Annotated in this window: 19 protein-coding genes; all 19 read left to right on the top strand. The window is 58.8% G+C overall.

Translation table 11 applies throughout. The features are described 5' to 3' along the window. Positions 1-105 precede the first annotated feature (105 nt). The 19 genes from LJE93_13765 to LJE93_13675 all read left to right on the top strand — a co-directional run bounded on the left by LJE93_13765 (position 106) and on the right by LJE93_13675 (position 18,053). The gene (locus tag LJE93_13765) at positions 106-894 is read left to right on the top strand and encodes a hypothetical protein (protein ID MCG6949973.1); all 789 of its coding nucleotides are present in this window, start codon (positions 106-108) and stop codon (positions 892-894) included. After that, complete coding sequence (locus LJE93_13760; GenBank protein ID MCG6949972.1) at positions 848-1,657, top strand: helix-turn-helix domain-containing protein; 810 nt, start codon at positions 848-850, stop codon at positions 1,655-1,657. Before LJE93_13765 ends, LJE93_13760 begins: the two co-directional genes overlap by 47 nt. Continuing rightward, complete coding sequence (locus tag LJE93_13755; protein ID MCG6949971.1) at positions 1,650-2,720, top strand: hypothetical protein; 1,071 nt, start codon at positions 1,650-1,652, stop codon at positions 2,718-2,720. The genes LJE93_13760 and LJE93_13755 overlap by 8 nt, the downstream gene beginning before the upstream one ends. A 94-nt stretch (positions 2,721-2,814) precedes the next feature. Beyond that, a complete protein-coding gene (locus LJE93_13750; protein MCG6949970.1) occupies positions 2,815-3,474 on the top strand; it encodes a DnaJ domain-containing protein in 660 nt (219 codons plus the stop codon). A 64-nt stretch (positions 3,475-3,538) separates the two neighbouring features. Further along, entirely contained in the window at positions 3,539-4,294 is a 756-nt protein-coding gene (locus LJE93_13745; protein ID MCG6949969.1) for a protein phosphatase 2C domain-containing protein, read from the top strand. Positions 4,295-4,378: 84 nt separating this feature from the next. Then, positions 4,379-6,082, top strand: coding sequence for a 2,3-bisphosphoglycerate-independent phosphoglycerate mutase (gene gpmI, locus LJE93_13740; protein ID MCG6949968.1), 1,704 nt, complete (start codon positions 4,379-4,381; stop codon positions 6,080-6,082). Between the two features lie 80 nt (positions 6,083-6,162). Beyond that, the gene (locus LJE93_13735) at positions 6,163-7,119 is read left to right on the top strand and encodes an acetyl-CoA carboxylase carboxyltransferase subunit alpha (protein ID MCG6949967.1); all 957 of its coding nucleotides are present in this window, start codon (positions 6,163-6,165) and stop codon (positions 7,117-7,119) included. Between the two features lie 87 nt (positions 7,120-7,206). Beyond that, on the top strand, positions 7,207-9,201 hold the full coding sequence (locus LJE93_13730; GenBank protein ID MCG6949966.1) for a hypothetical protein: 1,995 nt from the start codon (positions 7,207-7,209) through the stop codon (positions 9,199-9,201). Further along, entirely contained in the window at positions 9,198-9,932 is a 735-nt protein-coding gene (gene lptB, locus LJE93_13725; GenBank protein ID MCG6949965.1) for an LPS export ABC transporter ATP-binding protein, read from the top strand. The genes LJE93_13730 and lptB overlap by 4 nt, the downstream gene beginning before the upstream one ends. A gap of 85 nt (positions 9,933-10,017) precedes the next feature. Then, complete coding sequence (gene rpoN / locus LJE93_13720) at positions 10,018-11,532, top strand: RNA polymerase factor sigma-54 (protein MCG6949964.1); 1,515 nt, start codon at positions 10,018-10,020, stop codon at positions 11,530-11,532. A 10-nt stretch (positions 11,533-11,542) separates the two neighbouring features. Further along, on the top strand, positions 11,543-12,091 hold the full coding sequence (gene raiA, locus LJE93_13715) for a ribosome-associated translation inhibitor RaiA (protein MCG6949963.1): 549 nt from the start codon (positions 11,543-11,545) through the stop codon (positions 12,089-12,091). Further along, a complete protein-coding gene (locus LJE93_13710; protein MCG6949962.1) occupies positions 12,091-12,555 on the top strand; it encodes a PTS sugar transporter subunit IIA in 465 nt (154 codons plus the stop codon). The genes raiA and LJE93_13710 overlap by 1 nt, the downstream gene beginning before the upstream one ends. Further along, complete coding sequence (gene hprK / locus LJE93_13705; GenBank protein MCG6949961.1) at positions 12,552-13,541, top strand: HPr(Ser) kinase/phosphatase; 990 nt, start codon at positions 12,552-12,554, stop codon at positions 13,539-13,541. The genes LJE93_13710 and hprK overlap by 4 nt, the downstream gene beginning before the upstream one ends. Next, positions 13,531-14,406: an RNase adapter RapZ gene (gene rapZ, locus LJE93_13700; protein MCG6949960.1), complete on the top strand. Its 876-nt coding sequence runs from the start codon at positions 13,531-13,533 to the stop codon at positions 14,404-14,406. The genes hprK and rapZ overlap by 11 nt, the downstream gene beginning before the upstream one ends. Further along, entirely contained in the window at positions 14,403-14,825 is a 423-nt protein-coding gene (locus tag LJE93_13695) for a PTS sugar transporter subunit IIA (protein ID MCG6949959.1), read from the top strand. The genes rapZ and LJE93_13695 overlap by 4 nt, the downstream gene beginning before the upstream one ends. 97 nt (positions 14,826-14,922) lie before the next feature. Continuing rightward, a complete protein-coding gene (locus LJE93_13690; GenBank protein ID MCG6949958.1) occupies positions 14,923-15,192 on the top strand; it encodes an HPr family phosphocarrier protein in 270 nt (89 codons plus the stop codon). Continuing rightward, the gene (ptsP, locus tag LJE93_13685) at positions 15,189-16,955 is read left to right on the top strand and encodes a phosphoenolpyruvate--protein phosphotransferase (GenBank protein ID MCG6949957.1); all 1,767 of its coding nucleotides are present in this window, start codon (positions 15,189-15,191) and stop codon (positions 16,953-16,955) included. The genes LJE93_13690 and ptsP overlap by 4 nt, the downstream gene beginning before the upstream one ends. 25 nt (positions 16,956-16,980) lie before the next feature. Then, on the top strand, positions 16,981-17,346 hold the full coding sequence (locus LJE93_13680) for a cupin domain-containing protein (protein MCG6949956.1): 366 nt from the start codon (positions 16,981-16,983) through the stop codon (positions 17,344-17,346). 125 nt (positions 17,347-17,471) lie between these two features. After that, positions 17,472-18,053, top strand: a complete 582-nt coding sequence (locus LJE93_13675) for a hypothetical protein (GenBank protein ID MCG6949955.1) — start codon at positions 17,472-17,474, stop codon at positions 18,051-18,053. The last annotated feature ends 71 nt before the right edge of the window (positions 18,054-18,124 follow it).

Raw genomic sequence — 18,124 nt, 5'->3', positions numbered from 1 at the left:
AAAGCTGAAGCAACCCGATCCTCGGAAGGCCCAGCGTCATTCCTCCGATTGTCAATTGTTTGTTGAAACACGTCCATTGCAGGTGTTCAATCTGTACGATGGGGTATGGACTCGCGTTCGATCTCCGACCTGGATTCCGAGCAACTCCTGAAGTTGGTACGAGACCGACAGCTCGAGGAGGCCGATCTTCTGAAGGTCCTGAGATCCCCGTTCTGCACTGCCCAGATTGCAGAGTCTATTGCCACCGAGCGGCGGAACCTGGATGGTCATGCGGTTCGCGAGCTGCTCGCCGGCTTTCCCGGTTTCACCTTCGGCCGCGCGATGGATTTGATGGCCACTCTGCCGTGGACGTCCCTCCTGTCACTTTCGCAATCACCGCGGACACCGCCAGTCGTTCGGCGCCAGGCGGAGCGGAAGCTCCTGAGCCTCGTTTCATCGATGTCTCTCGGCGAACGAATTGCCCTTGCACGGCGGGCCCACAGGGAGATATTTCGGGTTCTGGTCGGCGCCGGCGACGAACAGGTTTTGTGCGCGCTGCTCGACAACCCTCGATTGGTGGAGAACGACATCCTCGTCATCCTCAACACCAGAGAACCATCCCTCGGCTTTTTTCCGGAACTTGCCAGACATCACAAATGGGGATCGTATCTGAGGGTCAGACGGGCGCTGTTGGTGTGCTCGCATACACCCCTGCCGATCGCACTCAGCATTCTCGTACAGATGCCGCGGGTCGAACTGCGCAGAATTCTCGAGCACCCGAACCTCCCGGAAGAGGTCCGGGAAGCTGCTGAATCATTGATCGAACGCGAAGCTCTCGGCCAGCGAAGGGTGATAGACTTCTCCGGTGATGACAGCAATGGAGGGGGTGCCCAATCATCCGAGGGCCTTTGGTGAAGAGCTGCGTCGATTGCGCAACGTCGCCGGGCTGAGCCTAGAGGACATCGCCGAGGAAACCAAGATCTCCACACATATCCTCGGATGCCTCGAGTCAGGCGACTTCCAGTATCTGCCGCAAAAAGTTTTCAGCCGCAACTTCGTGCTCCAGATCGCAGCGGTCATCGGGGCCGATCCGGATCAGTTGGCAGATGCGTTCGAGGCGGCGTGGGACCGATTTCTGCTTGCCTCTGGGATTCATTTGATGGCCGAGGCGGACGAAACACCGGTTGCCCAATCTGTCCGTTGGCAATTCTGGCTGCCTGTGATCATCGCGATCGCGATTCTGGTGATAGCGGCCGTGGCGATCTTGCGCACGTCCGGGCCGGCGATTGAGTTGGCACCCGAGAGCCCTGTCCGTTCCAACCCAGGATCCGCCGATCCGGGCGTTCCGGTCACGCCGTCGCTGCGCCCGACCGCAACCGAGGTGGCCAGCGAAACTGATCGAGTCGTCATGATGGTGCAGGTTCAGCCTGACATGGAGTGTTGGATTCACTATCGTGACCGAGACGGCGTCGCCGGGGGGAGGCTGATCAGTGGAGGTACAACCGAGCGCATCGAACTCATGGGACCGGTCAAGCTGACGGTGGGGGATGCCGACGCGGTCGTCATTGAGGTCGACGGTGTCGAGTACAAAGGGCTCGGTCGTCCTGGCCAGGTGGTCCACGCGGAGGTCAGCCGCGAAGGACTCGTAGTTCTCGGCCCGAGGGCACGAAATGACTGACAAGAAGCCGGTGACCGGAGCCGACCTGATTGAAGGCATCGTCAAAGGGCAAGTTCCGAGGCAGGTGCGGTTGTTTGCCGCCCAGGGACTGCTCCCAGTATCCCGCGAGGACTTGCTGGGCCTGCAGTGCATTCTCGCTTCGGACCCTGACCAGGAACTGGCAAAATTGGCGGAGACATCGGTGGCCCGCGAGGAGGAGGCGACGATTCTCGACTGGCTGCGGGACCATCCGCCTGATTCGCTGGTTCTCGATCAACTGATCAGGGTTCGCGCCGGTGAGGCAATCTGGGCGGCGGTTGCCGCACACACAAACGTGTCTGACGAAACCCTAAGGGTTTTGGCGAAAAACGGTACGCCGGTTGTTCAGGACATCATCATCACCAACCAGGTCCGGGTGCTTGGATGCCTCGATATCCTCGAGGACCTTCGCGAAAACCCGCAGGCTAACCAGGTGGTCCTCAGACGGGTCCGGGAGTTTGAGGAAGAGTTCATCGAGAAGGTGTTGGCCGAACAGGAGGCTGCAGCGGCGGCCGGGCCGAGCATCGACGAGGCGATCGAAAGTCTCCGCGCGATCGGAGCCCACATTCCGCAGGAAGTCGAGATGCCCTACCGGGGGTTCGAGGATGAAGCGCTGGAAGATGCGGTCAAGGGAATGGAGATGGAGGGTCACGCCCGTATTCTCAAGATGAGCGTCCACGAACGAATCATCTGCGCTCTGAGAGGCACCCGGGAGGAGCGGTCGATCCTGATCAACAGTCGGAACCGACTGATCCAGCGATCGGTACTGGCGTGCCCGAAACTCACCGATACCGAAATCGAGCAGTTCGCGGCTTCGCGAAGCGTTGCCCAGGAAGTCATCCAGCAGATCTCGGCGAATCGCCGATGGATACGGAAATATCCCATCGCAATCGCTCTGGCATTGAACCCCAAGACCCCGGTCTATACAGCGAAGGCTATTATTCCGCGCCTCAACTACCGAGATCGGGTTCGCGTTTCGCGAGACCGAAACCTCAATCCGGTTACCCGGCAGATCGCCCAGAAAATGCTCGACACGAGGCGTTGACGGGCGTTTGACTCCGATCCAGGACCGATTCACTTTCGTTGCCAAGGTTTTTTGACCGTGGTAGTTTAAGCTGGTGGTGAGGGAGTCATCCAGGATGCGTAACCAGACGACGATGTACGACACGTTGGGTGTCGAACGTGATGCGTCCGACCAGGATATCCGCCAGGCGTTCAGGAGGTTGGCCCTGAAGCACCATCCGGATCGATTCTCCGGCGACGAGCGTGGTTCGGCGGAAGAACGATTCCAGACGATTACAGAGGCCTTTAACGTTCTCAGGGACCCGACGCGTCGCGAGGAGTACGACAAGACTATCTCCAAGGGCGGTGATTCCACTCAGATGGACGCGTCGGAAATTTCACGCCGCCTCGCCGCCAAGGGATCCCAAGAGCTGCGTGAGGGGAAGATCGCCGCTGCGCTCGATAACCTCAAAATGGCCATCGACCACGACGACAACAATGCTCGCGCACACTATTTTTTCGGCAAGGCACTGGCAAAGGTAACCGGGAAAGAACGCGACGCTCTGCGGCACGCCGAGAAAGCGATGAGTCTCGAAAGCGGCAATGCGACAATTATCGCGGAAGCGGCGGTTCTCGCCCTCTCTGCGGGGATGAAGAGCCGTGCCGTGCGCTACGCGAACCAAGCGCTCGCGCTGGATCCCACCAACTCTGCGGCAACAAATGTCATCAGCCGAGCCGAAGGCGACGAGGCGGACACGGGTGGAAGTCTCTTGAGTCGCTTGCGGGGAAAGAGCTGACAGTTTGGCCCTCAACACGACGAACCGGTTCGAGCTCGAAGCGTTTGGTGCCACGGACGTCGGCATGAAACGCCGCCTCAACGAGGATGTCTTTTACCTCGATCACGAGGCCGGCGTGTACCTGGTAGCGGACGGAATGGGCGGGCACGCGGCCGGAGAGGTCGCCTCACGTGTCGCAACCGAGGAAATCGTCAGAGCGTTCAAAAGCGGTCCTCAAGAGGACCCCGTCGATGCATGGCCGGAACATTGGAACAACGACCTCAGCGCCACGGCGAATCTCATCGTCGATGCCATCGTTTCCGGCCATCATTGCGTGACTGTCGCGATGAACAATGATGCAGATCTCAAGGGGATGGGTACAACGGTGGTCGTGGCCGTTCACCACGCAGGTGACTCCAATCTGGTGATCTGCCATGTCGGCGACAGCCGAGCGTACCGTTTCCGCAGAGGCTGTCTGGCTCTCCTGACCAGCGATCATTCCTGGGTCCATGAACAGGTCGAGGCGGGGTTCCTCACCGAAGAGGCCGCCCGTACCCATCCGTTGAAGAACGTGGTCACTCAAGCCCTCGGGGGAACCTCGGAGCCCCGTGTCGATGTGTTTGAAGATGAGGTTCAGGAGGAAGATCTCTACCTTCTGTGCTCCGATGGGCTCAACTCCATGCTGACCGATGACGAGATCGCGGCGGTGCTGGAAATGGGCGGCGGCCTCGAGGACATTTGCGATCGTTTGATCGTCGAGGCCAACGAAAGAGGTGGTAACGACAACATCAGCGTCGTGCTCCTCCGTCCTCGGCGCAGCACGCCCGCAAAGCCCACTTGAGATCGTCGATCTCGGGACCTTGATACCAAGGCATTCCGGAATGCACTGCAAGGATCCGAGGTTGACGGATCCGAGAGGTGGCTGATGACCGATTTCAAGCTCGAAAAGACACGAGGATATGACGGTGTGCCTGGCCAACTCGTCCTCGTGATTCTCGATGGGGTCGGCCTCTACCGCGGCCGAGCGGAAGGTTACGAGGGAAACGCATTCGACCTTGCCGCGACGCCGACTCTCGACCGCCTGCTGGCGGACGCTCCGGTTTCGCTGAATCTCAAGGCGCACGGGACGGCTGTGGGCCTGCCGAGCGACAGTGACATGGGGAACTCGGAGGTCGGCCACAACGCCATGGGCGCGGGAAGAGTCTTCGAGCAGGGCGCCAAGCTGGTGAGCCGGGCGATCGCCAACGGATCGGTTTTCGAGGGAGAAACGTGGCGGCGAATCGTGAGCGGCGTCAAGACGGGTGGTGGCACGTTCCACCTCATCGGATTGCTCTCGGACGGCAACGTCCACAGCCATATCGATCACGTGGAGGCGCTTGTTCGACGTCTCGCGGCAGAGGAGGTCAGTACTATCCGCCTTCATGCGCTGGCCGACGGGCGCGACGTCGATCCGCGGTCTTTTCACGAATATCTCGCTCGAATCGAATCGGTCCTCGCCGAGATCTCGAACTCATCCATCGACGCGCGAATCGCGTCGGGCGGTGGCCGCATGCAGATCACCATGGATCGTTATGAGGCCGATTGGGACATGGTTCGTCGCGGCTGGATGACCCACGTCATAGGAGAGGGGAGAGGCTTCTCCACGGCCGCCGAGGCGGTCGAGGTGCTGCGAGAAGAAAACCCTGGTGTCATAGACCAGGACCTCCCACCGTTCGTGATCGTCGACGAAGAGGCGGAGCCGGTCGGTCGAATCATCGACGGAGACTCGGTGGTGTTCTTCAACTTCCGCGGTGATCGAGCCATCGAGATCTCGCGTGCGTTCACCGAAACGGATTTCAGCGAGTTCGACAGGGTAGAAATGCCTCGGACCCTGTACGCGGGGATGATGGAGTACGACGGCGACCTGCAGATACCCCCGCTATATCTGGTCAGTCCTCCCGCCATCTCACGCACCGTGTCGGAGTACCTGGTTCACAACGGAGTCAACCAGCTTGCGGTCGCGGAAACCCAGAAGTTCGGCCATGTGACCTATTTCTGGAACGGCAACAATTCCGAAGCATTCGACGAGCAGCTCGAGGACTGGGTGGAGGTGCCTTCCGACACCGTGCCATTCGACACCAAGCCGGAAATGAAGGCACGCGAAGTGTGCGAGGTCGTGATCGAAGACCTTGCGCACCGTGGCCACCGCTTTATCCGGGTCAACTTCGCAAACGGTGACATGGTGGGCCATACTGGCTCTCTCGAGGCCTCCATTCGGGCTATGGAGATCGTCGACGAATGCGTCGGGAAAATCGAGACCGCGGCTTTTGAGGCGAGAGCCGCCGTGATCGTAACCGCCGATCATGGCAACCTCGACATGATGTGGGAGGTCGACAGGAAAACCGGCGCTACAAAGATCGATGAGAACGGCAACCCGGTGATCAAGACGAGCCACACCCTCTCGCCTGTTCCCTGGATCCTGACTGGAAGGGATGCCAACCGCTTCCGGACAAATGACGATGTCGAAGTACCCGGGCTCGGCAACGTCGCCGGCACGATTCTCCAGCTCCTCGGATTCGAAGCTCCACCCGATTATCTACCGTCTCTGGTGCGAGTGGCTCGTCTCGAGAACGAAGAGAAGCGTCCTTGAATCAACGAGTTGACCGCCTCGCTATGGCCGAAGATGAGGCATTTTTGACGTCATCGAGTGGCTTCTGTTAGAGTCCCCTAATGGCGACTCCTACCCCCGGCTTTCTTGACCCAATTGAAGAGATTCGCGCTCGTATCAACCAGCTCGAGAGAACGGGTACGTCGGGCACTGGTACCGAAGAGGACCTGACCAAGGCAAAACGCGAGCTTGAAGCAGCCATCGACTCGATCTTTGCGAACATCACTCCGTGGCAGCAGTGCCAGCTTGCAAGACACCCGGACAGGCCGTACACCATGGCCTATATCCACAGCATCTTCACCGATTTCACCGAGCTTCATGGTGACCGCAGGTTCGCCGACGACCCAGCAATCGTCGCCGGGTTGGCGCGGTTTGACGGAGATCCGGTGGTGGTGGTCGGTCACCAAAAGGGCCGGGATACCGCAGAGAAGCTGCGGCGAAACTTCGGCATGCCCCGCCCCGAGGGATACAGAAAGGCGCTGCGCATCATGAAACTCGGCGCGCACTTTCGGCGACCCATCATCTCGTTCGTCGACACGCCGGGCGCGTATCCGGGGATCGACGCGGAACAGCGTGGCCAGGCAGAGGCGATTGCCAACAACCTGGTCGAGATGGCAGCACTGCCTGTGCCGATCATCATCGTGGTCACTGGGGAGGGCGGATCCGGCGGTGCGCTCGCCCTCGGGATTGGCGATCGAGTATTGATGCTGGAACATGCCATCTACTCGGTCATATCGCCTGAAGGGTGCGCCGCGATTTTGTGGAAGGACCAGGCGCGCGCGGAGGATGCGGCGAAGGCGCTCCGATTGACCGCGCAAGACCTCAAGCAGCTGGGGGTTATCGACGAGATCATCCCAGAACCACCTGGTGGGGCGCATATGGACCCGGGTCTGATGGCCGATTCAATAGCGTCCGCAATCCGACGACACCTCAAGGCCCTGCGAAAGGTCAAACCCGACACCCTGGTTGCGAAGCGCTACAGGAAGTTTCGATCGATGGGTGTTTATTCCGACCGCTAAGCAAAAAACCCATGGAATATCGCGACCAAACGGCACGCAGTGTAGGCTGGTGCGGGGAGAACCAGGTGGGCTGCTTCCAACGGGAATATGGGCTGGTATGTATGCCACATCGCCTGCCTGAGTGAGGGTGCGGCGATGGGAGTCAAGACGCGAATCTGGGTACGGAGACTGACCGCGACAGCCATTGTCGTGTTGATTGTGGCGATGGCGTTTATCGTTGCGCAACGATTTCAAAGTTTCAGGACGCCCCTCACCCAGGTCGACAGTGGAGACGTTACCAGCGGTAGAGGTGACCGCGCTATCGGAGTGTATACGGGATTCGATTACGTCGAAAGAGTTGCCGGCAAGTTGATCTTCGAGCTCATGTCGAAGCGCACACTAGGTCTTTCCTCGGGGTGGCATGAGATCGAGGGAGTGCGGCTCCAGTTTTTTCGTGATGGAGAACCGGGGCCGATCCTGACCTGTGATGGGGCGAGCTTCAACCCCGAAACCCGCGACGCCCGACTCGAGGGCGGTATTCGAATAGATCTGCCGAGCGGAGCGGTGCTGACGACCGATGCGGGCCGTTTCGAGGCCAGTTCGAGAAAGTTCACCGCAAACTCCGAGGTATTTTTTTATTCCGGTGCCAGCTTTGGACGCGCAAACAACGCGGCCTTTGATCTCGAGAAGGACGAGATCAATCTATCCGACGGCGTGGCCTTCTCGGCCGAAGATGGAACCACTATCACCGCCCCGTCAGCTGTCTACCGGAGACCGACGCATACGATACTCCTGCGAAATGGTGGTGTAGTGTCGCTCCAAAACGCTGAAGTCACCGCACCCCACATGGAGGTTGTCCTCGAAGAAGGCGACGGACCACCACGGGCAATCAATCTGAGTGGAGGTGTCGAGGCGTTCATTTCGAATCTTGCGAGTGGTGGAGCGGTCGAAGCATGGATGGAACGAGCAGTTGCGATTCGGGATTCGAGCGGGCGTTGGCAGATCGACGCAACCACGACCGGGCCGTGGGTCACTGTCCGTTTCAGCGGCGGTGAAGGCTATCTTGAACGGACTATCCGAACCTGGACCCTACGCGCGATCCTTGCCGACGAAGGAATCCTCAACCTACGAGCCGAGCATGGCGTCTGCATTCGAGAGATCCCGGAAGAAGGCCCACCGCGAATAGGGGAAGCAACGGAGGGACGGGTGTGGTTCTCTGGCGGTCAGGCGACCGACGTGGAGCTTCTACGTGACGTCGTGCTTCATTCCGGCGAACTCGAAGGGCGAGGCTACCGTGCCCGCCTCTCACCACAGGCAGGACTGACCCTTCTGCATGGAGATCCGACCGGGCCGGAAAGGGTCCTGTTGTCCAGCGAACGTGGGCGGATGAGTTGTGACCAGGCTCAGATTTTCAATCGCGACGGGCGCGCGGAGGCGAGGGGTAACGTTCAGGGCTCGATTTTCGGCGTCACACTGATGGACGAGGACGGCGGCGACGGAGGGCCGACCCACTTCGCGTCAGAGATCCTCGAGATACGAGAAGAGGGCGCGGTCTATCACTTGCGGGAGAACAGCCGCCTTTGGCAGGGCCATCGCCTGTTGGTTGCTGATGATGTGCTCTATCGTAACGATCCGACTTCGGTCCGGGCGGCCGGACACGTGCGAACGACAATGCCTGCTTCGCAGCTCCAGATAGAGGGCAGCCCCGAGGAGGATGTGGTGGTGGTCGCACGATCACTCGATTACGAACAGGCGAGCGGAGCGGCGGTCTACCAGGGCAACGTTCATTACAGCGACCCGAAGCACACACTGTCAGCCGCCAAGCTGTCGGTCTTCTTCGATGAAGACGGCGAGGTCACCGCCGTCGAGGCGGTTGGCGCCGTTGAACTCGTCGAGCTGGCCACAGGTCGTCGGATGACCGGCCAGGAGGCACGACGGGAGGTAGGGGAGCAGTCGGTGATCGTCACTGGAAATCCCGTGCGGCTCACCGACCCTTCGGGTAACGTGGTCTCCGGCTCCTCGTTGACCTGGAATCAGGCCGATGGTACGGTCTCGGTCGCCGGAGGAACCGAGACCATTTACTACCCGGAGGAGAAGCCCTGAGCCCGAAAGCCATAGACCTGGTCACCAAGGGCCTGCGCAAGGCCTATCGGGGGCGTTGGGTGGTCGACGGGATCTCACTCGGGATTTCGCCCGGCGAAATCGTCGGTCTTCTCGGCCCGAACGGAGCCGGCAAGACCACTACTTTTTACATGATGGTGGGACTGGTCGAGCCTGACGAAGGGCGCGTCATCCTGGGCGACCAGGACATCACATTGGAGCCGATGTACCGCCGCGCACGGATGGGTGTTTCCTATCTGGCACAGGAACCCAGCTCATTCAAGCGCCTATCCGTAGAAGACAACATCTGGCTCATTCTCGAGTCCCTGGGCGTGGAAACCCGCGTCGCCAACGATCGAATCGATCGGCTTCTCGAAGAGTTCGGGCTGACAGAACATAGGACGCAAAAGGCAGCCACCCTGTCCGGCGGCGAGAGGCGGCGTCTCGAGGTTGCCAGGGCGTTGTCGACCGAGCCGACCTTCATTCTTCTCGACGAACCGTTCGCGGGGATCGACCCGCTTGCCGTTCTCGACCTGCAACGAATAATTCGTCGCCTTAAGTCTCTGGGAATAGGCGTTTTAATCACGGATCACAACGTGCGGGAAACATTGAAGATCACCGATCGCGCCTATATAATCAAGGACGGCAAGATTTTTGCTACGGGAAACCCCGTCGATCTGTCGGAAAACAAGGATGTCCGTCGAATTTACCTCGGCGAAGACTTCACCCTCTGAGGCCGCCCGGCCGGTCATCGGCAGCAGGATTACAGATCGGACAGGAGCGGGATTCCCGTTGAACGGTTAGGGGATAATTCGCGATATGGCGCTGGAACAGAAACTCAGGTTGAAACTTGCTCAGCGACTGGTGATGACACCGTCGCTGCAGCAGGCCATCAAATTGCTCCAGCTGTCCCGTCTCGAACTCGAAGAAACGCTTGCCCAGGAAATCCTCGAAAATCCCGTTCTCGACGTCGACGATGCGACGGACGATCCGGCCGGTGATGGCGCAGAGGATCGTGTGAGCTCTGAAGAGCAAGAGCATGCGGCGGGCGAGACTACGAGCAGCGATACCGCGACCGAGGATGGTCCCTTGCCGAGCGCGGAAGAGACGTACGAAGACATCGATGTCGAGGCATTCTTTTCGGACTATCTGGGTGACGTCCGTTTCGAGGGCCCGTCCATGGCGATCCCTTCGTTCGAACAGGACAACCGCCTCGAGAACATGGTCTCGAGTTCCGGTGGGTTGGCCGAACACCTGCATTGGCAACTCCAGATGCTCGACCTGCGACCTGAAATTGTCGAGGTCTGCGAATTCATCATCGGGAACCTCGACGAAGACGGATTTCTTTGTGCAACGGACGAGGAAATCATCCGGGGCACCGGCTGCGATCAGTCATGTGTCACCGAAGCTCTCACGGTAGTGCGCTCCCTCGACCCCCCGGGGATCGCTGCGTCGAGTCTTCAGGAGTGCCTCAGCGCTCAGGTAGACCACCTGATCTTGCACTCGGGAGAAAATGGGGACGCACAACTGCTTGCGATAGCGCACGTGGTTATTGGTTCGTACTGGGAAGAGCTGCTGCATCAAAAATGGGACGCCCTCGCCGAGGCTCTCGAGCTTGACGAGGTGGGCGAAATCAAGCCGATCCTCGACGTCATACATGGACTGGAGATGAAGCCGGGACGGATCTTCCGCCAGGACGACAACCAGTACATCGAACCCGACGTCTACGTGCGCAAGATAGACGAGGACTACACCATCACCCTGAACGACGATGGTCTGCCGAAGCTGCGGATAAATTCCAGATATCAACGCATGCTCGAGGGGAAGAACCTGGATCCGAAGGCGAGCGAATTCCTACGCGACAAAATGCGGTCGGCCATGTGGCTCATGAAAAGCATCGATCAGCGGCAGAGGACGATCTATAAGGTCGCGCAGAGCATCGTCTCGTTCCAGAAGGGATTTCTCGAAAACGGGATAGAACACCTCCGTCCGATGGTGTTGCGGCAGGTCGCGGAAGACATCGGGATGCACGAATCGACCATCTCCCGCGTCGTCAGCAACATGTACATGTACACTCCCCGGGGACTGTTCCCGATGAAATATTTCTTTCATTCGGGTGTCGATTCGGCGCACGGTGAGAACGTCTCTTCGATGGTGGTCAAAGAACGGATTCGAAAAGTCGTGGAAGCAGAAGATCCGGCCCGACCGTTGTCTGACTCGAAGATCATGCGTATGTTGCAGAAGGAGGGAATTCGACTCGCGCGACGTACAGTTGCGAAGTACCGGGAGGAGATGATGATTCCCTCGTCAGACAAGCGGAAAAAGGTTTTCTAGGGAGAACAGAATGAAAGTCGAGTACATCGCCCGAAAGGTCACGTTGACCGATCAGTCGCGGCAAGTTGCCGAAAAAAAGCTAGCCAAGGTCAAAAAATACTTCAACGACATCCTGGATGTCCGAGTCGAAGTCGAACAGGAACGCCATCTTCACGTCGTCGATATATCGGTGAGGGGCAAGGATTTTGTCGTCCAGTCGACGGCACAGAATAAGGACGTGACCGCCGCCATCCAGGAAGCTGTCGACAAGCTTGAAATCCAGGCTCGGCGTGCCAAAACCCGACTGAAGGATCACAAGAAGAGGGCTGGGTCTGAGGCGAAAATCGACCAGGGATGGACTGTAGATGTGCTCGAACCGAAGTCGATCGCAAGCGGAGAACCGCAGATCGTCGAGCGTAGCAGCATTCCGATCAAACCGATGTCGATCGAGGAGGCTGTCCTGCAGCTCGACGATTCGAGCTACGGATTTCTCGTGTTCCGCAACTCTTCGAACGATCGGATCAACGTCATCTACCGTCGACAGGACAAAAACCTGGGGTTGATCACGCCAGAGTTCTAATGAAAATCCACAAGCTCATCAAGCCCGAACACGTCTACCTCGACCTCGATGCGTCCGACGTTCGATCTGCCCTGACAGCAGCGGCTGACGTATTTTCGCCGACCCTCGGGCTGGACTCGGAACAGGTGGTCGACGCGCTCAAGGAACGGGAGGAGCTCGGTTCGACCTCGGTTGGCGACGGCTTTGCAATCCCTCACTGCAAGACCCAAGGCCTGCAGCAGATAGAGATCGCGCTCGCACGGTTGAAAGAAGGTATCTCCTTCGGCGGAGCAGACGAGGACCCGGTTTCGTTCTTGTTCGTTGTCTTGTCGCCGCCGGATCAACCCGCAGCCCACCTTCAGGTTCTGTCGCAGATCGCTCGCGTGTTGAAACGACGCGAGTTGCGTACGGAGCTTCAAACCGCAGTCGATGCCGAGGAAGCCGTCGCCGCTCTCAACAGGGCCGCGGAGGAGGAGGGATTGTGACAGCACCGGAACCGATTCCGGTTGAACGGTTGCTCGTCGAACGCCGCCTCGCTCCTCTCAAGCTCGAAGTTGTTGCCGGAGCCAAGGGCCTTGGGAAGTCGTGCATCACAAATCCGAGGATCCAGAAACCCGACCTCGCCCTGGCCGGCTACCTGGAAGCCGTCAAGCCCGGCAGGCTACAGATACTTGGTGAGTCGGAATACAACTTTTTGGCCACCTTTTCCGAACAGGAGGCGTCCCTGCGCCTCGAGCGCTTGATGGGACTCGATATTCCGTGCGTGGTGTCGACCAAGGGAACTCGTCCTCCGGAAACCGTGTTGGCGGCGGCAGATGCGGCCAGCGTTCCGCTGTTGGTTTCGCCGGTGCAGACTTCGGAAGTCATCGAGACGATTTCGGACTTCCTCGAAGACGTGCTCGCTCCGCGGGTCCAGTTGCATGGAGTGTTAGTCGATGTCTTCTCGCTCGGAACACTGATCGTCGGCGATCCCGGCATCGGCAAGAGTGAGTGCGCACTGGAACTCGTTTACCGGGGTCACCGCCTGGTAGCGGATGACACAGTGGTCATCCGACGAGTCCATCACCGGGGATTGCAGGGCAGCCCGCACTCCCTGCTCGAAAACTACCTCGAGCTTCGCGGCGTCGGCATTATCGACGTGCGAAAGCACTTCGGTATGACCGCGACATCACCGTCGGTCTCGGTTTCCCTGGTCATTCAGCTCACCAAGCTGACCCCCGAAGCACGCAGGATGGAACAGAAGTGGCGCGAACAGATGATGGAGCGCCCGAGCGCGTGGACGTCGACCCAGGAGATTCTCGGTATCGAAATCCCGAAATACACAATGGTTGTCGCACCCGGAAGAGATCTCGCGATCATGGTCGAAACCGCTGTTCGCAAATGTCTGCTCGCCCAGAGGGGGATCGAGGACGAACGTGGCTTCCTCGAGAGTGTCAATCTGATCGCCGAAGGAGGGAACGATGACTCGTGAGGAATCGTTCAGCGGGCCATTCGTGATCACCGGCCTTTCCGGCGCCGGGAAATCGGTTCTCAGCAGAAGCTTGGAAGACATCGGCTACGTCTGCGTCGACAATATTCCTCTTGATCTCGTGCCCCAACTTTTCGATCGGACGGAAGACGACTTGGATCATTTGGTGGTCGTCCTCGACGTGCGCACGGAGGGTATGATCCAACGATTTCCGGGCTTCTTCAAATCCCTCAAGTCACAGATCCCGGCTCTCCGTCTGATATTCGTCGAGGCGTCACCGGAGGTCCTGCTTCGCCGATTTTCGGTTGCCCGTCGACCTCATCCGCTGCGCGAACTCAATCTCGAGCGCGCAATCACCGAAGAACGCAATGCGCTCGAAGGCGTTCGCGATCTCGCCGACATACTTTTCGACACGACCGGATTGTCGCCGCACGACCTCCGACGTCAGGTCCTCGCCCTCGCTGGCGACGACAGCGCGCGCAGGGTCATGACGCTCGACGTCCAGAGCTTCTCGTATCAGCAGGGAGTTCCGGCAACGGCAAGCTTGGTCTTTGATGTACGTTTCCTCCCGAATCCCTTCTTCGAGGACGAGCTTCGTGCACTCTCAGGAAACGACCCACCTGTTGCCGATTGGCTCGATCAGTTTCCTGAAGTCGAGGAGGCGGTGGGGGAAATCATGGACCTGATATCGTACCTCCTACCCAAATATGCCGATGAGCTCAAGACGAACCTCGGCATTGCTATGGGGTGCACGGGTGGTCGCCATCGTTCGGTCTACATGGCCAACCGGGTGGCCGAGGCACTCAAGCAGGGTGGTCACGAGGTAGTGGTTCATCATCGTGACAAGGAACGATGGAGGTACTCATGATTCCCGTCCTCGTCTTGACCCACGGCAACTTGGCATCCGAGCTCCTGAAAGCGGCCGAGATCATCGATCCGAGCCTGGAAGGTCAAGCCGCTGCGATGTCGCTGCCGTGGGATGTCGACTCCGATGAAGCGTCCAGAACACTCAAGAAACAGCTCAGAGAACTCGACCAGGGGGACGGTACCCTCGTGCTGACCGACATGTTCGGCGGCACAGCCACCAATCTTGCCCTTGCATTTCTCGAGCCGAAGAAGGTGGAGATAGTGACCGGCGTCAATCTGCCGATGCTCGTCAAACTCGGTTCTCTCAAAGGGCGGGACCTGAGCCTGGAGGAGCTTGCGACAGGCCTGACCGCGGCGGGTCAGAAGAGCATCCGCCTGGCAAGCGAGCTGTTGCACGCCAGGGCTGTGGGGTCGAAATAGCGCACCTCATTCAAAAGCTAGAATAGAAGGGCAGATATTCGGTCGAATACCACGAGGTCTACACGACCTTTGATTTCCAGAAACGAGGAGAGACTGAATGACCCAAGAGCAGGTGACGATCACGAACAAGCTCGGGCTTCATGCACGCGCTGCAGCCAAGCTGGTGCACACTGCGAGCGCGTTCGAGTCGGAAATCTACGTCGGCACCGAACATGAGGAAGTCAATGCGAAATCGATCCTGGGCATTCTCACCCTAGCCGCCACCAAAGGCACCCCTCTGAATGTCCGTGCTGACGGGGTGGACGAGGTCGAAGCAGTTCGAGCAATCGCGGACCTCTTCGCCGACAAGTTTGGAGAGGGGCAGTGAGTCGATCCCTCAGAGGCCTCGGGGTGAGTCCCGGAATCGCCATCGGTGAGCCGGTGGTGCATGAAACGCGTCCTATCTCCACCCTACGGATCACGATTCCTCCCGAGAAGATCGACAAGGAGATCAAAAGGTTTCGCAAGGCAGTGGCGACAACTGTCGAGAATATTCAGGAGAACCGGGATCGGGCTTCGAAACAAATGGGAGAAGAGTATGCGGCGATCTTCGAGGCCCACCAGCTCATCGCCTCTGATCCATCCTTTACCGGGCCGGTCGAGAAAATCATACGTGAGGAGGAGGTGAACGCTGGTTGGGCGGTCGACAAAGTTCTGGAAGATCTGATCTCGAAGTTCGAAGCCCTTCCGGACGACTACCTCGCCGACCGTAAGCTCGACGTTCTAGACGTCGCAACCCAAATCCTGAATGCACTGCACGGTCTTCACCTCGGCCAGTTGGAGCGGCTCGATCAGCCAGTGATTCTGGTGGCCGACGACCTTCCCCCCTCGACCGCGGTTCAGCTTCCACTCGAAAAGATTCTCGGATTCGCACTCGAGCTCGGTGGACCGACCTCGCATACGACGATCATCGCCCGGTCACTCGGTATCCCGGTAATCGTCGGAGCCCACGGTTCGTGCGAGGAAGCCAAGCGTTCGCGCAAAATCGCGCTGGACGCGTTCGAAGGCAAGATCGTGTTTGATCCCCGGCCCGCCGAACTCAGCGAATATCGCTCGCGGAGGGAAGAGTACGAAGCCCAACAGGCCACCCTCATGAAGATGAGGGACGTGCCGACGGTGACTCGTGACGGCCGCCCGCTCAATCTGCTGGCGAACATCGATCTCCCGAACGAGATTCAACAAGCCAAGGAATGGAACGTTGGTGGCATCGGCCTCTATCGCTCCGAGTTCCTCTACATGAAGATGAGTCCGGCGTTGCCGACCGAAGACGACCACGTCGAGGTCTATCGGGAAATGGTTTCTGAGATGGCACCAAATCCGGTGACTATCCGGACCTTTGATCTGGGAGGCAGGAAACTCGCGCGGGAGATCATCGGTGAAGGTTCAGAAGCCAATCCAGTCCTCGGTCTGCGCGGAATTCGCTTGTGCTTTTCGAAACCGGAATTCTTCCGGACGCAGTTGCGCGCACTGCTGCGGACAGCCGCCAGTTTCCCCGAGGGCAGATTGAAGATCATGTTCCCGCTCATTAGTGGGGTCCAGGAAATCCGCGTCGCCCGCCTGCTGGTGCGGGAGATTCGCGAGGAGTTGCGAGGCGAAGGATTCGACGTGCCAGCGGCAATCCCGATCGGGGCCATGGTAGAGGTGCCATCATCGGCGATCATGGCGCGCGAGCTCGCCCGCGAAGTCGATTTCATGTCTATCGGTACAAACGACCTCATTCAATACTCTCTTGCGGTTGATCGCTCGAACGACCTGGTAGCCGACCTTTATCGGCCGACCAATCCGGCCGTATTACGCCTCATCTCCCAGGTGGTAGCTGCCGGCAAGGCCGCACAGACCGACGTATCCATGTGCGGAGAAATGGCAGCCGATCCGTTGATGGTCCCGGTTCTCGTCGGTCTCGGTCTCGAGAATTTCAGCATGAATCCGCAGGCAGTTCCCGTAGTGAGAGCGCTCATCCGTCAGCTCTCCTTCCGCAAGGCTACGCAGATGGCCCGTCAGGCCGTGAAGCTCGTCACTGCACGCGAAGTCGAGGAATACCTACTCGAGAGACTCGCCTTTTTGCTGGCAAAAACCAAGATTCACGTATGACCACTGCGGAGGAGGAATCATGGAAATCAAAACCGCACGTCAGGTCGAGAAGCCGTGGGGACATGAAGAGATCTTTGCAGAAACGGAAGACTACGTCGGCAAGATCCTCTTCATTCAGCGGGGGGAGGCTCTGAGCCTTCAGTACCATGAAACCAAGGTGGAGACCCTGAGGGTCCTTGACGGCGAGCTCGAGCTCGTCACCGGACCGGACATCGACCACCTCGAAACGCACCGTCTCGAAGAGGGTACGGTTTTCCACATCCCTCCGGGGACACTTCATCGGATGGTTGCGATTTCCGACTGCCGCCTGCTCGAGGTGTCGACCAATGACCTCGACGACGTGGTCAGGCTCGAGGATCGATACGGACGCGAGGGAACCAACGCACCGTGATCATTTCCCGTCCTCACCCGTATAATTGAAGAGGGGAGAGGTGCCCCATGGAAACCCGGCGAAATTGTAGCTTTCACTGCATTGTTTGTTCGAGCCTGATATTGGTTTTGCTCGCTGGGGGAAATATGTCAGCCGAGGAAAGATCACCCACACCGACGCCTCGGCCTACGGGCAAGAGCCTGGCGGATCTTGCCAAGAACAAAAAACTCAACCGGGATGCGACGGCCCCTTCCGGCGGATCGATCGTCATTTCCAACGAGAATCTGGACGAATACGCGGAGAAGGGCGGGTTGACCGAGGCAGGTTCGAGTACCCAGCGGAGGCTCACTCGTGACGTCCACAGCGGGCTGGACGTCAGGATCGTCGACCGCGGCGCACAGCAAGTCAACGAGAGAAAGGTCTACTGGCAGACCCGCTACCTGAGACAGCTTGCCTTGGTTGAGAATCTCAGACAGCAGATCGAGAATCTCGACCGCGAGATCCCGGGTTTATGGCGCGACTTTTACGCTTGGGACGACCCCGCCTACCGCGACGGTGTGATCAAGCCCAAGCTCGACCGATCACTGGAGAGGCGTGAAGAACTCGCAGAGCAACTCCGAGTCGAAGAGCCGATGATCGAGCAAATCAAGATCGAGGCGCGGAAGGACGGCGCTGAACCCGGATGGTTCCGAGAGATCAAGCAACCAACGCCGAGTGCAACCCGGTAAACCGCTGCTCGGCGATCTCTCGTGACGACCTAGCATCGCATAAATACGTTTTAAATCAATAAATTACATCT

The organism is Acidobacteriota bacterium, assembly GCA_022340665.1.
Taxonomy (GTDB): domain Bacteria; phylum Acidobacteriota; class Thermoanaerobaculia; order Thermoanaerobaculales; family Sulfomarinibacteraceae; genus Sulfomarinibacter.
The sequence above is the reverse complement of the archived record's forward strand: the minus strand, read 5'-3'. Positions and strand labels throughout refer to the sequence as shown.

Coding starts and splice junctions, on each gene's coding strand:
- gpmI (MCG6949968.1), top strand. CDS start 4,379: ATGACCGATTTCAAGCTCGAAAAGACACGAGGATATGACGGTGTGCCT.
- LJE93_13755 (MCG6949971.1), top strand. CDS start 1,650: ATGACTGACAAGAAGCCGGTGACCGGAGCCGACCTGATTGAAGGCATC.
- LJE93_13690 (MCG6949958.1), top strand. CDS start 14,923: ATGACCCAAGAGCAGGTGACGATCACGAACAAGCTCGGGCTTCATGCA.
- LJE93_13750 (MCG6949970.1), top strand. CDS start 2,815: ATGCGTAACCAGACGACGATGTACGACACGTTGGGTGTCGAACGTGAT.
- rpoN (MCG6949964.1), top strand. CDS start 10,018: ATGGCGCTGGAACAGAAACTCAGGTTGAAACTTGCTCAGCGACTGGTG.
- LJE93_13735 (MCG6949967.1), top strand. CDS start 6,163: ATGGCGACTCCTACCCCCGGCTTTCTTGACCCAATTGAAGAGATTCGC.
- LJE93_13695 (MCG6949959.1), top strand. CDS start 14,403: ATGATTCCCGTCCTCGTCTTGACCCACGGCAACTTGGCATCCGAGCTC.
- LJE93_13760 (MCG6949972.1), top strand. CDS start 848: ATGACAGCAATGGAGGGGGTGCCCAATCATCCGAGGGCCTTTGGTGAA.
- rapZ (MCG6949960.1), top strand. CDS start 13,531: ATGACTCGTGAGGAATCGTTCAGCGGGCCATTCGTGATCACCGGCCTT.
- raiA (MCG6949963.1), top strand. CDS start 11,543: ATGAAAGTCGAGTACATCGCCCGAAAGGTCACGTTGACCGATCAGTCG.
- LJE93_13730 (MCG6949966.1), top strand. CDS start 7,207: ATGGGCTGGTATGTATGCCACATCGCCTGCCTGAGTGAGGGTGCGGCG.
- LJE93_13675 (MCG6949955.1), top strand. CDS start 17,472: ATGTCAGCCGAGGAAAGATCACCCACACCGACGCCTCGGCCTACGGGC.
- LJE93_13710 (MCG6949962.1), top strand. CDS start 12,091: ATGAAAATCCACAAGCTCATCAAGCCCGAACACGTCTACCTCGACCTC.
- LJE93_13745 (MCG6949969.1), top strand. CDS start 3,539: ATGAAACGCCGCCTCAACGAGGATGTCTTTTACCTCGATCACGAGGCC.
- LJE93_13765 (MCG6949973.1), top strand. CDS start 106: ATGGACTCGCGTTCGATCTCCGACCTGGATTCCGAGCAACTCCTGAAG.